At 33.8% G+C, this 13,891-nt stretch carries 15 protein-coding genes; 2 read left to right on the top strand and 13 right to left on the bottom strand.

What is annotated here, in order from left to right; all coding sequences use genetic code 11:
• Positions 1-2 precede the first annotated feature (2 nt).
• The 4 genes from ACO05K_RS10335 to ACO05K_RS10320 all read right to left on the bottom strand — a co-directional run bounded on the left by ACO05K_RS10335 (position 3) and on the right by ACO05K_RS10320 (position 3,964).
• On the bottom strand, positions 3-992 hold the full coding sequence (locus ACO05K_RS10335; RefSeq protein ID WP_421944364.1) for an exopolyphosphatase: 990 nt from the start codon (positions 990-992) through the stop codon (positions 3-5).
• Positions 919-1,635, bottom strand: coding sequence for an SDR family NAD(P)-dependent oxidoreductase (locus tag ACO05K_RS10330; RefSeq protein ID WP_421944363.1), 717 nt, complete (start codon positions 1,633-1,635; stop codon positions 919-921). Before ACO05K_RS10330 ends, ACO05K_RS10335 begins: the two co-directional genes overlap by 74 nt.
• Positions 1,636-1,727: 92 nt before the next feature.
• Positions 1,728-3,065, bottom strand: coding sequence for an ABC transporter permease (locus ACO05K_RS10325; protein WP_421944362.1), 1,338 nt, complete (start codon positions 3,063-3,065; stop codon positions 1,728-1,730).
• On the bottom strand, positions 3,062-3,964 hold the full coding sequence (locus ACO05K_RS10320) for an ABC transporter ATP-binding protein (protein ID WP_421944361.1): 903 nt from the start codon (positions 3,962-3,964) through the stop codon (positions 3,062-3,064). The genes ACO05K_RS10325 and ACO05K_RS10320 overlap by 4 nt, the downstream gene beginning before the upstream one ends.
• Before the next feature lie 358 nt (positions 3,965-4,322).
• Between ACO05K_RS10320 and ACO05K_RS10315 the strand changes: the two genes are divergently transcribed.
• The gene (locus tag ACO05K_RS10315; protein ID WP_421944360.1) at positions 4,323-5,174 is read left to right on the top strand and encodes a DUF6882 domain-containing protein; all 852 of its coding nucleotides are present in this window, start codon (positions 4,323-4,325) and stop codon (positions 5,172-5,174) included.
• 171 nt (positions 5,175-5,345) lie between these two features.
• On the opposite strand, the gene dnaJ is transcribed toward ACO05K_RS10315, so the two are convergent.
• The 6 genes from dnaJ to ACO05K_RS10285 form a co-directional block, all read right to left on the bottom strand.
• Positions 5,346-6,512, bottom strand: coding sequence for a molecular chaperone DnaJ (dnaJ, locus tag ACO05K_RS10310; protein ID WP_421944359.1), 1,167 nt, complete (start codon positions 6,510-6,512; stop codon positions 5,346-5,348).
• A 90-nt stretch (positions 6,513-6,602) separates the two neighbouring features.
• Positions 6,603-7,184, bottom strand: coding sequence for a nucleotide exchange factor GrpE (locus ACO05K_RS10305; RefSeq protein WP_421944358.1), 582 nt, complete (start codon positions 7,182-7,184; stop codon positions 6,603-6,605).
• Between the two features lie 216 nt (positions 7,185-7,400).
• Positions 7,401-8,084, bottom strand: coding sequence for a cell division ATP-binding protein FtsE (locus ACO05K_RS10300; RefSeq protein ID WP_290243847.1), 684 nt, complete (start codon positions 8,082-8,084; stop codon positions 7,401-7,403).
• Position 8,085: 1 nt separating this feature from the next.
• Positions 8,086-8,289 (bottom strand): fructose-6-phosphate aldolase, encoded by a 204-nt coding sequence (locus ACO05K_RS10295; RefSeq protein WP_421944357.1) that lies wholly within the window; start codon positions 8,287-8,289, stop codon positions 8,086-8,088.
• Positions 8,290-8,341: 52 nt separating this feature from the next.
• A complete protein-coding gene (locus tag ACO05K_RS10290) occupies positions 8,342-10,243 on the bottom strand; it encodes a T9SS type B sorting domain-containing protein (RefSeq protein WP_421944356.1) in 1,902 nt (633 codons plus the stop codon).
• Positions 10,244-10,312: 69 nt separating this feature from the next.
• Entirely contained in the window at positions 10,313-11,326 is a 1,014-nt protein-coding gene (locus tag ACO05K_RS10285) for an acyl-CoA reductase (RefSeq protein WP_421944355.1), read from the bottom strand.
• 86 nt (positions 11,327-11,412) lie between these two features.
• On the opposite strand from ACO05K_RS10285, the gene ACO05K_RS10280 reads away from it, so the two are divergent.
• Entirely contained in the window at positions 11,413-12,780 is a 1,368-nt protein-coding gene (locus ACO05K_RS10280; RefSeq protein ID WP_421944354.1) for a hypothetical protein, read from the top strand.
• Here ACO05K_RS10280 and ACO05K_RS10275 read toward each other — a convergent pair.
• The 3 genes from ACO05K_RS10275 to ACO05K_RS10265 form a co-directional block, all read right to left on the bottom strand.
• Positions 12,777-13,046, bottom strand: coding sequence for a hypothetical protein (locus ACO05K_RS10275; protein WP_421944353.1), 270 nt, complete (start codon positions 13,044-13,046; stop codon positions 12,777-12,779). The genes ACO05K_RS10280 and ACO05K_RS10275 overlap by 4 nt on opposite strands.
• Before the next feature lie 129 nt (positions 13,047-13,175).
• Positions 13,176-13,409 carry a hypothetical protein gene (locus ACO05K_RS10270; RefSeq protein ID WP_421944352.1) on the bottom strand — a complete coding sequence of 78 codons (234 nt, stop codon included), beginning with the start codon at positions 13,407-13,409 and terminating at the stop codon, positions 13,176-13,178.
• A 13-nt stretch (positions 13,410-13,422) separates the two neighbouring features.
• On the bottom strand, positions 13,423-13,818 hold the full coding sequence (locus ACO05K_RS10265; RefSeq protein WP_421944351.1) for a hypothetical protein: 396 nt from the start codon (positions 13,816-13,818) through the stop codon (positions 13,423-13,425).
• Positions 13,819-13,891 lie beyond the last annotated feature (73 nt).

Raw genomic sequence — 13,891 nt, 5'->3', positions numbered from 1 at the left:
AATTACGCCATCGAAGCTAATACGCCCATCTTTAAATCGTAAGTAGATAATTTTAATTCAGTAATTTTTAATCTGCCCATAACATAATTTGTTATCAAAGCGGCGATAACAATCATATTTACACGGACTGGAATAATTCCTTCCATTTCTGCTCTTTGCTGATGGGTACTGTTAATTATTTCGAGCGTGGTAGAAATATAATCATCGTAATTAAAATCGTAAGTTTTAAGCGTGTCCACTGATTTTCCTTGTTTGTTTTTTGTGATAATCAATTCGGCAAAGGTTTCAAATGCACCGGCAGAACCGATTAATGTTTGAGGTTGATGTTGCTCGCAAACTTCAAATAATTCTGCTAATTGACTTTGAACATGGTAAAGAATAGCATTTTTATCCTCATCAGAAATTGGATCTGATTTAAAAAATTGCTGTAGCAATCTAGCGGCGCCAATGTTGTAACTTTTTTTCCAAATCAAGTTTTCTGTATCACAAAGAATAAACTCAATGCTACCACCGCCAATATCCATTATTAACGATGAATTTTTAATTGCACCGCTAAGTTTTACGCCTTCGTAAATAAGTGCTGCTTCTTCATCACCTGTAATAATTTCTATATCAATTAAGGCTTCTTTTTTTACAGCGTTTACAAATTCTTGTCCGTTATTTGCACTTCTAACTGCAGAAGTTGCTGTAGCCCGTATTTTATCAACCTTAAACTCCTCTATCGTTTTACGGAAATCTTTTAAGGCATTTACACCTCTTTGAAATGCAGCTGGAATAATGATATTTTCGTTTATTCTACCTTCGCCTAGTTTTACAGGTACATTGGTTTTGTAAAGCAACTCGAACTTTTCGCTTACAGTTTCGGCAATTATTAAATGAAATGTATTTGTACCTAAATCGATTACAGCAAAACGCATATTATACTTTTTTGAATAAATATCGTGGTATTGCTTTAAATAACCATGCAAATAACCGCCATCTTTTGCTAACATAAATTACACTGGCTTTATTTTCTATGCCTTCGATAATTTGTTTGGCAGCTTTAGCAACAGGCGTAACCCAGAACAATTTATCTCCCTTTGCCATTGCGGTATCAACGTAGCCAGGCCTAACATCTAAAATATGGATTGGAAGTTTCATTTGGTAAACCTTTCTATAAAGAGCTTCCATGTAATTTATTTGATAGGATTTAGATGCATTATAAGCAGGGGCAACATCATTTCCCCTTAAACCCGCAACAGAAGTTATGGCAACAATTTGCCCGTGTTTTTGTGCAGATATGTAATCGAACGCCCAATTAATAACATTTGTAAACGACATTACATTTGTACGGATGGTATTTTGCTCAATAACGTTATTTAGTTGCTCGTTAACATCACCAATACCGGCACTGTAAATAAATATATCTACACCTCCTAAGCGGCCAACTAGTTCATTTAAATTATCTATTAGATTTTCTTCGTCATTGATATCAAAACATGACGTACAAATCTGCTCGGGATTACTTTTTTCAATATCATTTAATAGCAGCTGTCTTTTACCGGTAATAGCTACCTGATAATTCAGCGTTGCCATTTGCTTAGCCAATTGCTCGCCAATACCAGATGTAGCCCCTATAATGATAACCTTCTTCACACAATAAATAGTTTTTAGCGTTGTAAAGTTAAAATGAAATTGGAATTATTCCTTGTATGTTTAAATCGATGCATGCATGAAATACATTTACATTAGTTTTTATACCAGAACCATTTAAAAATCTCTTTAAAGCTTGCTTTTTTTCCGTACATCAAAATACCAACACGATAAATTCTGGCAGCGAACCAAACTGTGCCGATAAATCCAACTATTAATATTCCCATAGATAAAGCTAGCTCCCAGGCTGGAACGCCATAAGGCAAACGTACAGCCATTGCGATAGGAGAGGTAAACGGAATCATTGAGAGCCAAAATGCAATGCTACCATAAGGGTCGTTAGTTACCACGCTTAACGATAAAGCATAACCAACCAGTAAAGGCATCATTACCGGCATCATAAACTGCTGTGTTTCGGTTTCACTATCAACAGCAGAGCCTATTGCGGCATAAAGTGCGCTATAGAAAAGATATCCACCCAAAAAATAAAATATAAAAATGCTTATAATTTTACCAAGCTCTAAATTTTGAATACTCTCTTGAATATTGCCCATCGGGCCTTCGCTTAAGGCCGCTTTTTGTAATTGTTGTGCTGATGGATTTACTGGACCAACCTGACTGCTTGATACGATTTTTTTAGCGTCATCTTTATTTATAAAAATACCTACTGCCAATGCTGATATTGAAAATGTAAGTACAATCCAAAGTAAAAATTGAGTTAAACCAACTAATGCAATTCCGATAATTTTGCCTAACATTAATTGGAAAGGCTTAACGGAAGAAATCATTACTTCAATTATTCGACTGGTTTTTTCTTCTATAACGCCACGCATTACTTGTACGCCGTAAAGCATAATGAACATAAACATAAGCACACCTGCAACGAAAGCAATTACTGTACTTGCACCAGCGCTACTGCTTTCTTCTTCACCTTTATCTCCTATTTTTTTGGTTTTAATATTGATTTTGCTTTTTAGGTTATCTAAATCTTTTTGAGAAATACCTGAGCGCTTAAGTTTATAGTCGCGAATTAAATCTTCAATCGAATCTGATATTCGTCCATCAAGTGTTAAGCCTGCTTGTTTTTTGCCGATAAGTTCTATGCCTTTTGGCTCATCAATATTAAAATCGGGTAGCAGGAGAATGTAATCGTAACCACTTTTATTAAGGTTTTGCTTTAATTTTTCAAAAGGCTGATTAACATACTCGTAGGTTACATTTTTATTTGATGCGAGCTGTTCTGTTAAGGTTTTATTTTGATTTACTACCGCAATTTTATCTGTTTTATCATTAATTCCTTTGATAGAAAAATAAATAATCAATCCGTAAAAACCAGCAATAATGAGTGGGGTTAGGAAAGTCATTATAATAAATGATTTCTTTTTAACTCTTGATAGATATTCTCTTTTTATAATGAGTAATGTTTTATTCATCGTTTAGTTTTTACGCGTTCAATAAATATATCGTTCATACTTGGTACTACTTCTTCTAAATGAGTGATGCTAACTTTTGGAAGCATTAAGCCCAATACATCGTTTGCGGTAAAATTATCTTTCAATTTAAATTTCAGACGTGTTCCGTTTTTGGTTTCATGCTTTTCCTGAATCTCAAACAGGTTATTATTCTCGAAATTTTCGCTACCACTAAATTCAATTGTGTAAGTATTGTTTCTGTACGATGCTTTAATTTCATCTACACTACCATCTAATATCTTCTTAGATTTATCAATCAATGCAATGTTATCGCACAGTTCTTCTACACTTTCCATTCTATGTGTGGAGAATATGAAAGTTGTTCCTTTCGAGTTTAATTCTAATATTTCGTTTTTGATTAAATCTGCATTTACAGGGTCGAAGCCAGAGAATGGTTCATCTAAAATTATAAGTTCTGGATTATGCAAAATGGTTGCCACAAACTGAACTTTTTGCTGCATTCCTTTACTTAAATCCTCTACCTTTTTATTCCACCAGCTTCCCATATCCAATTTTTCGAACCAAAATTTAATACGTTTTGTAGCTTCGGCTGTTGATAAACCTTTTAGCTTGGATAAGTAAAGAACTTGCTCTCCAATTTCCATCTTCTTATACAAGCCACGTTCTTCTGGCAAATAGCCAATTTGATTAATGTGGTTTGAGCTTAGTTTTTTACCATTGAAAATTACCTCGCCACTATCTGGAGCAGTAATTTGAGTAATAATTCTTATTAGCGATGTTTTTCCGGCTCCGTTTGGTCCGAGTAAACCGAAAATCTTTCCCTGTTCAACATTAAGGCTTACATCATCTAGCGCTACGTGGTTGGAATATTTTTTAACGATATTTTTTACGCTCAGCATTATAGTTAAATGTTTTAGTTAACTATTAGTCGGTAAAATTGAGTAAAGGTTACAGTTTGAAAGAGATTTATTCCGATTGTAACAATGGTTTTGTACAATTCAATATGGGTTTAAAACCTGTGGGTTTAGAGTTTTCTGAATTTACCGAGTAAATACTTGTGTAATAAAATAAATTAGAATTTTATTTAATCAACTGATAGTTAGTGTTTTGTGGTTTTTTGTTGGGTTTTAACTTTCAGTTTTGTCACGTATTTTAATTTCCGACTTTTAAATCCCTTTAATATGATTTATTTTAAATATTCCCTGTTGTCAAATTAAGTGATTAATTACCAGGTTATTAAATCATCCCAGATAAAATATGTTACATCAGCTCAAAAATATTGACGAGGCTGCTGCACTACAAAATACTTATGGAAGTGCGATTGCACTTCGTACAAGTTATAGTGCTTTAATTAGTCATCTAATTCCTGATAGGATTAGTTTATTAAAGAAATTTTTCTCCCGAACAGAGGAGAAAAAACACCTGGCGAAAGTTTTAGCAATAAATTACGCTCAATATAGCAAACTAGAGCAAGAGTTAATCGAAAAATTTGGCGCTGTAGCATTTGATAAACAAATGGATATTGCTGATGCGATTGGAGAAAATAGCTGGAGCTTAGACATGCAGAATGGTAAAATAAGTTTTGGAGAGCAGGTCGAATTTTCTTTCAAAATATTGGGTTCTTTTTCTCGTACATCAAACGTGTGGAATTGGGCATGGGCGAATGAAGAAGCAGAGAAAGATGATGTTTCTTTAAATCATGCTTACGAAATGAAATCTTTTGGAGAAAAACAGAATGCTGATTTTTTAAAAATTGGAAGTTTCGAAGCAAAGAATATTGATTTACATTTAATTGGTTTAACGGCATCGGGATTGCTTAAAACCACAGGCTACTACATTGCAGATTACGGCGCTGGTGCAATGGTTTTCACCGTTCAAAATAATGAGGTTCCTAAAAACACGGAGAAAGAAAGCGAAAGAATTATTACGGTCTTTAATCAGTTAATATCAGACTTTGATGTGAACCAAAAACTTGCACTAAAGCACTATCTAGCGGAAAAAGATTATGAAATAGTTGAAGGTAGAAATAAAATAACAGGAACAAAAGGCTCAAATATTATTTTTGCCGAATTTGATAACGAACATACCCTAACTAAATTAAATGGCTAATCGCCAATATGAGAAATCAAAAAGAGACTGTATCATAAACTTCACTTGTCATCCTGAGCTTGTCGAAGGACTTAAAGAAAATGCCAACGGCGTTTCGACAAGCTCAACGTGACAAAACTCCAAATATTTTGAATTTATGTTACAGTCTCTTAGTTTTTTTATGAGTAAATCTTACTCAAAGTATTCTTTCATTCTATCGAAGAAGCTTTTCTCATTTTTACCTGGTTGAGGTTTAAAGTTTGCAGAATCTCTTAGTTTTTCTAACATACTTCTTTCTTCACTGCTTAATGCTTTAGGTGTCCAAACATTAATGTGAATAATTTCATCACCTCTGTGGTAAGAATTTACCTCTGGTAAACCTTTACCTTTTAAGCGTAATAGTTTTCCGCTTTGCGTTCCAGGTTCGATTTTAATTTTTGCTTTGCCATCAATAGTTGGAACTTCAATGCTCATCCCTAAAGCTGCATCAACAAAACTTAAATGCAAATCGTAAACAATATTATTCCCTTCACGTTTTAAAGTTTCGTGTTGGGTTTCTTCAATCAGGATAATTAAATCGCCTGGTATGCCACCATTTGGAGCAGCGTTACCTTTTCCGCTCATGCTTAACTGCATGCCTTCACTAACACCGGCAGGGATATTTATGGTAATGGTTTCTTCTCCACGTACAACTCCATCTCCATGGCAAACATTACATTTTGCAGTAATTTGCTGACCGCTACCGTTACAAGTAGGGCAGGTAGAAGCCGTTTGCATTTGCCCTAAAATGGTATTGGTTACTCTGCGAACTTGTCCGCTACCGCCGCAAGTACCACAAGTGCTAACGGAAGATTTATCCTTCGCACCTGTACCATCACAGGTTTTACAAGAAATTAACTTGTTAACTTTAATCTTTTTCTCAGCTCCGTGTGCAATTTCTTCTAATGTAAGTTTTACCTTAATACGAAGATTTGAACCTTTAGCAACTCTACGGCCACCACGTTGTTGGCCTCCGCCACCACCGCCACCGAAGAAACTTTCAAATGGATTGTGGCCGCCAAAGATATCGCCAAACTGGCTGAATATGTCATCCATATTCATATTTCCGCCACCGTAGCCACCTGATGCGCTGCTGCCTACACCAGCATGACCAAATTGATCATAACGCTGTTTTTTTTCAGCATTACTTAATACTTCATAAGCTTCTGCAGCTTCCTTAAACATATCTTCAGCACTTTTATCGCCAGGATTTTTATCCGGGTGATACTTAATTGCCATTTTACGATAAGCTTTCTTTATCTCGTCTGCCGAGGCGCTTTTGGATACGCCAAGTACATCATAATAGTCTCTTTTACTCATTTTTATTTTTAAAATGATTGAATTTTGAATGATTGAATTAGAGAATGTGATAACATTCAATCACTCACTCATTTTATCATTTACTAATTTTTACGCTCCAACTACAACTTTAGCAAAACGAATAACCGAATCGTTTAAGGTATATCCTTTTTCAACTTCATCAATTACTTTTCCTTTTAAATCTTCTGTTGGTGCAGGAATATTGGTAATCGCTTCGTGGAAATCTGTATTGAACTCTGTATTAATGCTTTCTACGTCTTTAAGGCCTTTTTGCGCTAAAGTGTTTTTTAATTTGCTGCTAACCAATAAAATACCTTCTTTAACAGGAGCAACTTCAGTTGCGGTATCCATAGCTTTTAAGGCACGGTCAAAATCATCTAAAACAGGTAAAAGCGAAACAATTACATCTTTACCTGCAGTTTGTAATAACTCTACGCGTTCTTTTTGAGTACGACGTTTATAATTGTCGAATTCTGCATATAAGCGTAAGTATTTATCGTTAAGTTGTTGAACTTCTCCTTGAAGTTTTTCTTCAGCAGTTTGCTCTTCTACCTGTTCTGTGCTCTCTTGCGCATCAGCATTTTCTACATTTTCTGATGTAGTGTTTTCTGATGTATTTTCAGTATTCATTATATTTTCTTCTGTATCGTTATTTTTCTTCTTATTAAACATAATTTGAGGCTGAATTTTTTTGACTAATACACAACTATTTTGCCATTAACGCAAATCAGCCAAGCTGACAGATTTATTGGTAATTATCTGATCAGATTGGCTGATTGACTGACAAGAAATTGAAGAATTTTGATATACGATTTTAGATTGGCACCGTACTAAATTTAAAACTTTCGTTGTAAATCGTAATTCGTAAATCTGAATTCTAAAATTAATTTATGCTATTTGAGCATCTTCTAAAACCACACCATTTTCGCATTTAATAATTCTAGATGGAAAAGTTCTGATGATGTGATAATCGTGAGTAGCCATTAAAACAGCAGTACCATTTTGACTAATTTGCTTTAATAGCGTTACAATTTCTTCAGATGTTTCTGGGTCTAAATTTCCTGTTGGTTCATCTGCTAAAATAATTTCCGGATCGTTAAGTAAAGCTCTTGCAATTACAATTCTTTGTTGTTCTCCACCCGATATTTCGTGAGGCATTTTCTTTATTTTAGAACGTAAACCTACTTTATCTAAAACATCTTTTATACGCTCGTTTATTAAATTCTGGTCTTTCCAGCCAGTTGCTTTAAGCACAAACTCTAGGTTTTTTTCAATTGTTCTATCTGTTAATAATTGAAAGTCTTGAAAAACAACACCTAATTTTCTGCGTAGAAAAGGAACCTGATTTTCAGTTAAATTTTTAAGATCGAAGCCTGCGATATTACCGTTTCCGTTTCCGATGTGTAAATCGCCATATAAAATTTTAAGTAAACTACTCTTACCAGAACCTGTTTGCCCAATTAAGAAAACAAATTCATCCTTTTCTATATGTAAATTTACGTTTGATAATACTAAGTGTTTCTGTTGAAAAACATCAACATTATTTAAATGAATTACTGCGTTGCCTGCCATTTTATATTTCTAATTTAGCCATCTGCCCAAAAGGTAAATCTTTTACCATTTCCATTATGTATTCTAATTTATCGCCTAAACCTAATTTATCGAGAGATTTATCAGGTCTATCAACTCTAAAGTAGGCCAGCAAAGTAAATTTTTCATCTCTTAGCTGTACATAATCGGGAATTTTGGCGATGCCTTTTACTTTAAGGATATACATTGTGTTCAAAAATAGCATTTCAAAATGATAAGCGAAAGGAAGCCGCTTGTTTTTATCTAACAATGAAAACCCAACCAGAAAATATTGAAAAATCTTGGTTAAGGTAAATGGTGTAATAATATGTTGCTGATGGTAAATCTTTTCCCTGCGTTTTGCCATTCCAAGGCGAATAAATGCCATTGTTTTCGTAAACGAGTTTTCCATATCTGTTCGTTACTTTAATTTTCGCATCAGGAAAGGCATCAATTGCAGGAATTGTCCAGGTATCATTAATACCATCACCGTTTGGTGTAAAAGAATTTGCTATAATTATTTTAGGATAAACCTTTACAAAAACATCATCAGAGCTACTTAAGCAACCAGAATTTGATTCTGCATGTAGCGTGTAAGTAATGTCTACGGGGGGAGTTGCGATTGGATTCAACTTTGTAGGGTCGTCAAGGTAATCTGAAGGTGTCCAAAAATATCTGACATTATCTCCAGTAACGTTTCCATTTAATACAACCGATTTTCCTTCTAAAGTTTTCATGTCATTTCCGGCATCAGCAACAGCATTCTTGATAATGTTAACTGTTAACGTTGCCGTTGCAGAACAATTTCCGTTTGAAACGGTTACAGTGTAAATTGTACTTTCTTTTGGAGTAGCAATGGGATTTGCAATATTAGCATTTGATAATCCTTCTACAGGAAACCATTTATAAGTTAGGCCACCAGAAGCTACTAACTGTACAGGTTTGTTTTCGCAAGTGATAACCGAATTGAAGTTTGTTGAAACTTCTATAGGTTCTATTACATTCACTTCTGTTGTAGAAACACTTGAACAGCCATTACTTGTAGCAGTAACTGTATAGATTCCAGAAGCCGCTAATTGCACATTTGTTAAAACAGGGTTCTTATCGGTAGAAGTGTAACCATTTGGGCCAGTCCATGAAAAAGTTGTACCATCTGTAGCTGAGAGTTGGATTGTGCTGCCAATACAAGTCGGGCCATTATTGCTGGCAACAGTATTTAACTTCGGATTTATGGTGATAACTAATGGCTCAGAAGCAACCCTACAATTTAAAGAACCGATATTTTGTCTTTCAGCTGCAGTTAACCGATATCTAAAAATTCCACTGGGTGCATTTGTTAAGTTTACATTCGTTTGTTGGGTGTTTTCTCCTGAAATATCTATCCAATTTGTTCCATCAAATTTTTGCCATTGAAAAGCTGGATCTAAATACCCAGCTGAAATACCTGCACTCAGTACATAGCTGCCTGAACTTCCTTCGCAAACAGAAATATTAGCCGATGCATTATTAATAGAGGGTGTTAATGTTGGCCCGCAAGCTCTAAAAGTAATATCGTCGAGTGCAATATCATTGCCTGCGCCTCTATTCCCGTTATTTGTGATTTTTAAAATAACCTCTGTTTCATTTTGCGTTCTAAATAAGGTAGCATATTGTTTCCATTCGGGAGCGCCTGTTTCTGGAATATCCCCTGTATTATAGCTTTTTAAGATATCTCCAGCACGATTTTCGATTGTGAAGGTTACGTTAGGTTTAGTTTGTGTAGAAGTGTAGTTTAAAATGTTAACTATCCAGGCTGCAAATTCATAAGTTGTTCCCGGACACAAATTAGTTATAGTTGTTTGATAGAAAACACCTAAGCGATTATCTGCGTTTATAACCATCATGTAACCATTTACATCTCCCGGAGTATGATCATCAATTGCAAACCATCCGCCATTTAAGCCGCGTGTTGTATTTGCAACAGTGTACTGTCCATCATTTGGGGTGCCTGCAACGTATGTGTAACCAGATGAAGGTACAACAGGACCAAAATTATTTCCAGAACCAAATGTTATATTGATAACTGGGTCGCCAAGCGCACCCGTACAAACTTGTTGTGCAAATGCATTTGCAGCACTAATTATTAAAAAAAATAATAGGAACGACTTGATATATTTCAGCATTAATCTGGAGCATTTTAATGCAATATGTTAATAAAAATTTGAAATGAATGTTGTTAGCTAAATAAAAGATTATAAAGCATTTAAAAACTCTATTGTGTTTACATTATCTGCATAATCCCAAAGTTTTGGATGCTGACTTTCTCCAAAATCATAATGTTTTAATTGTAAATCTGCACCAGTAATTACGCATTGAATATTTTCTTCTTGCTCCACTAATTTAGATTCAACATCTGTAAGGTTTTCATATTCTTCATAAAATAAAACAGCCAAAGGCGATGCTAAATGCTCATCTTCTTTAAGTAATAAAAAGCCATTATCGAAGTGTTTTGCAGCATTTACTAAATAAATTGATTTGTTGTAATCGTAATTATTCTGGTATTTAAAATGATTAATAACGGGTAGAAAATGCTCAATTTCCTGGTAGAAATTAGCAATATCATAACCTTTAGGGAAATAAATTTTAGAAACATTTCTGCAACCTAAACCAAAATAATCAAAAACATCGTTACCTAAATTTGCAATTTGCTCTTTCGTTTCCGAACCCGTTAACACGGCTACGCTATTTCGGTTTTTTCTGATGATGTTTGGAACTTTACTGAAGTAATAATCAAAATAACGTGATGAATTATTGCTTCCTGTTGCAATTACAGCATCAAAATCCTTTAATCGTTCTACGTATTCAATTTTATCCTGAAAGCCTGGTTCTATATCAATAAGAATATTAATAATGGCTTTAATCAATTTATCATCAGAAGAAGAAAGTTTAATTAAGGCGATGTTCCCAGTTGACAAAACAGCTAAAACATCGTGAAAACCAACCATTGGGATATTTCCGGCAAGTATTAAGCCTACTTTTTTTGGATTGGAACTGAATCGAATATTTTTAAACCATTCCTCAACATCAGCTGCGCTTAACATGTCAGAGAAAGATAAAATTGATTTTTTTATATTTTCTTCAGTAAACCATGCGTTGCTACTTTGAGCACCATAAATTGTATTTCCTAGTATGTCAGTAGGGTTTGTAAGCTTTTCGCCTAATTTTTTGAAGGCAATTATTACTTTTTCTTGAGTTAATGCTGACATATTTAGAATTATTATTAATTGATTATATCTTATATACACCTTTAATTGCTATATTTAACCGCTTTTAGTTAATAATTGGAAAAGAAATGGAAAAATTAGCTTCTCAAAAGAGACCCTCAAAGGTAGAAAATTTATATCTCAATATGACTGATGACAAACGTTGGTTTGTTAATTATAAAGTCGTGTTTAACGACGGCACAAAGTCTAAAGCCAGAAAAGAAACAGGTTTAGCTCATTATAACATTGCACTTCAAAAGGAATTGAATTTTGAGAAAAGAAAAGCATTAGGTGAAAAACTAATGAAACTAATTCTTGCTGATGTTGCTATGGGTGTTGACCCTCAAAATAGGGAAAGTGATCTAAAAGAGATTTTTCAAAAAGAACATCTTGAAGCTCAAAAGATAGAAGATGAAAAAATTAGCTTTGATATTGCTTTAGAATATTTGAAAAGGGATAAAGGTTGGATAAATCCTTCCCAACAAAAACAAGCAACTGCTGAATCAGTACCTACGATGCTGGAAAATAATTTCAAAACTTTTTTGATTACAATCGGCAAAGCTGATGATTTAAGGACTGTAACCAGATTAGATATTAAAAACTTCATTGAGAAGCATTTTAATATGCCTCTAGGGAGTGTTGGAAGGTGGAGTAGTACAACGTGTCAGACTGCAAAAGGACGTGTTGGAATGCTTTTCAATAGCCTTCTTGAACGTGACTTAATTGAGGTTAATCCAACCAAAGATGTAAAAATAAAACACGATTCTGAGAAAATAGAACAAGATGAAAACGATGAAAATGAAGATTTATATGAACCTTGGACTAATGACGAAGTATCAACTTGGTTTGAAGGTTTTAAAAACGGTGTAGAGTTTCCGGTAAGGATTACAAAGAATATTCAGAAAGTGGTTGAAGTAACTTCATATTTAATACATTACTGTTTTATCAGAAAGCGTGAAATTTTGAGACTAAAAATGTCGATGATTGACTTTGATAATGAGAGGTTTATTTTACCAACAAAAATCACTAAGTCAGCAAGGAAGCTAAAGGCAAATGAATCTATTTTTATAGATATTCCTACACCAGCATTAAATGCCTTAAAAGAATATGTTGAATTTATTTTTCCAAACGGATTTGAAAAAGATGATTTTTTAATCTGGAAATTTCAATCTAAAAATCCATATAAGTATGTTACATTGAATACTCAATTTGACAATGTTAGAGAGGTGTTTAAAGCCAAATATCCAAAGATGTACAATATCACCAATCATTATGCTTTGAAGCATACAGGAGCAATTAAACTATTTAATGTGCTAAGCAAAATGAGAAAAACTCCGATGGAAATTCAGAATAAAATTAAAGACCAGTGCAGACACGCCACCTTTAGCCAGACGGAAACATATTTGAGAAGGTTGAAATTAACTTTTGATGAACACAGGGAAAAAATTGAATTTTAAGGGGTATCAACCCTTTTAACCCATTCTTTATAAATTCCATCATTTAATTCTTTTAAATGTTGTTCAATTTCTAGTTGTTCCTTTTTCTTTTTGCTAATCCGTTTTTTAACGGGCTTTGATTCCTTTGTAATTGAGTTGTGAAATTTAATTACAGGTTGTAAATCAGATTTTAGTCCTTGAAGCAAGTTCTTTATATCTTCAATATTACAAGTTGGTGCTTGGTCACCATGCAAACCATCTTTTATAATTCTCTTGGTCAAATCCATAGCCAGACATCTCCTGATGGCGCTTGGATATCTGTCATCCCAAATAACAAGATATTGTTGAAGATGGTTTGTGTTACCGCTAATTTTGCAGTAATCGACAAACTTTGAAAAACTTGACCGCATAATTTACTAAGCATTAGAAATATAGCCACCTGCTGTACTGGTTGGTGTAACACGACCATATTGTTGTTTGACATCAAATATTAAATTTTCTCTAAGATATTCTAAATCAGCTAGTGAATCTTTAATTTCTTGCTGACTATGGTTTTCAGCAGTTTCGAGCTTACTAATTAAATTTTCAGTAAATACTTTAAATTCCTTAAGCTTCTTTATCAATAATGTTTTTTCTAAATCGTTCGTCATAATATGTTTAAATTTAAACGTTCTCTATTACAGGTAATTGTTTTCTTAATAAATGTAGTGTTTCAATAGAGTTGAATTGAAGTTTTTTAAAATGTTCAAATTCGATTTCATTATCAATTAAAAAGTGTGTGGCTTTTCTAATAAGTTGCCTTTTAGCTCTTTCATTAATTTTTCTTTTTTCTGTATCATAATCTGAAAACCAGTTTGCACGATAGGAATTGCCTCCATAATCCCAGCATTTATTCCAACTAGTTATATGTTCGTGGCGATGGTGGGTTATTATGTTAGCTATCCATTCCGTTTTTTTATCTTCGATATTTTCTTTCAGGTATTCAGAACGTGGAAACTTTTTATTGCAAATCGGGCAATAACAAGTAGAATGTGATGGGAATAATTTTAGTGACTCCATTTTTTTGATTATGTAATTGCAACATTTCCGCATCCTAATCAAATTGATTTGAAGCACCGTGGGTTGGATAACC

This window comes from Pedobacter sp. (assembly GCF_965227205.1).
Taxonomy (GTDB): Bacteria; Bacteroidota; Bacteroidia; order Sphingobacteriales; family Sphingobacteriaceae; genus Pedobacter.
The sequence above is the reverse complement of the archived record's forward strand: the minus strand, read 5'-3'. Positions and strand labels throughout refer to the sequence as shown.

Coding starts and splice junctions, on each gene's coding strand:
- ACO05K_RS10335 (WP_421944364.1), bottom strand. CDS start 992: ATGTTAGCAAAAGATGGCGGTTATTTGCATGGTTATTTAAAGCAATAC.
- ACO05K_RS10325 (WP_421944362.1), bottom strand. CDS start 3,065: ATGAATAAAACATTACTCATTATAAAAAGAGAATATCTATCAAGAGTT.
- ACO05K_RS10320 (WP_421944361.1), bottom strand. CDS start 3,964: ATGCTGAGCGTAAAAAATATCGTTAAAAAATATTCCAACCACGTAGCG.
- ACO05K_RS10315 (WP_421944360.1), top strand. CDS start 4,323: ATGTTACATCAGCTCAAAAATATTGACGAGGCTGCTGCACTACAAAAT.
- dnaJ (WP_421944359.1), bottom strand. CDS start 6,512: ATGAGTAAAAGAGACTATTATGATGTACTTGGCGTATCCAAAAGCGCC.
- ACO05K_RS10305 (WP_421944358.1), bottom strand. CDS start 7,184: ATGTTTAATAAGAAGAAAAATAACGATACAGAAGAAAATATAATGAAT.
- ACO05K_RS10300 (WP_290243847.1), bottom strand. CDS start 8,084: ATGGCAGGCAACGCAGTAATTCATTTAAATAATGTTGATGTTTTTCAA.
- ACO05K_RS10295 (WP_421944357.1), bottom strand. CDS start 8,289: ATGTATATCCTTAAAGTAAAAGGCATCGCCAAAATTCCCGATTATGTA.
- ACO05K_RS10290 (WP_421944356.1), bottom strand. CDS start 10,243: ATGCTGAAATATATCAAGTCGTTCCTATTATTTTTTTTAATAATTAGT.
- ACO05K_RS10285 (WP_421944355.1), bottom strand. CDS start 11,326: ATGTCAGCATTAACTCAAGAAAAAGTAATAATTGCCTTCAAAAAATTA.
- ACO05K_RS10280 (WP_421944354.1), top strand. CDS start 11,413: ATGGAAAAATTAGCTTCTCAAAAGAGACCCTCAAAGGTAGAAAATTTA.
- ACO05K_RS10275 (WP_421944353.1), bottom strand. CDS start 13,046: ATGGATTTGACCAAGAGAATTATAAAAGATGGTTTGCATGGTGACCAA.
- ACO05K_RS10270 (WP_421944352.1), bottom strand. CDS start 13,409: ATGACGAACGATTTAGAAAAAACATTATTGATAAAGAAGCTTAAGGAA.
- ACO05K_RS10265 (WP_421944351.1), bottom strand. CDS start 13,818: ATGGAGTCACTAAAATTATTCCCATCACATTCTACTTGTTATTGCCCG.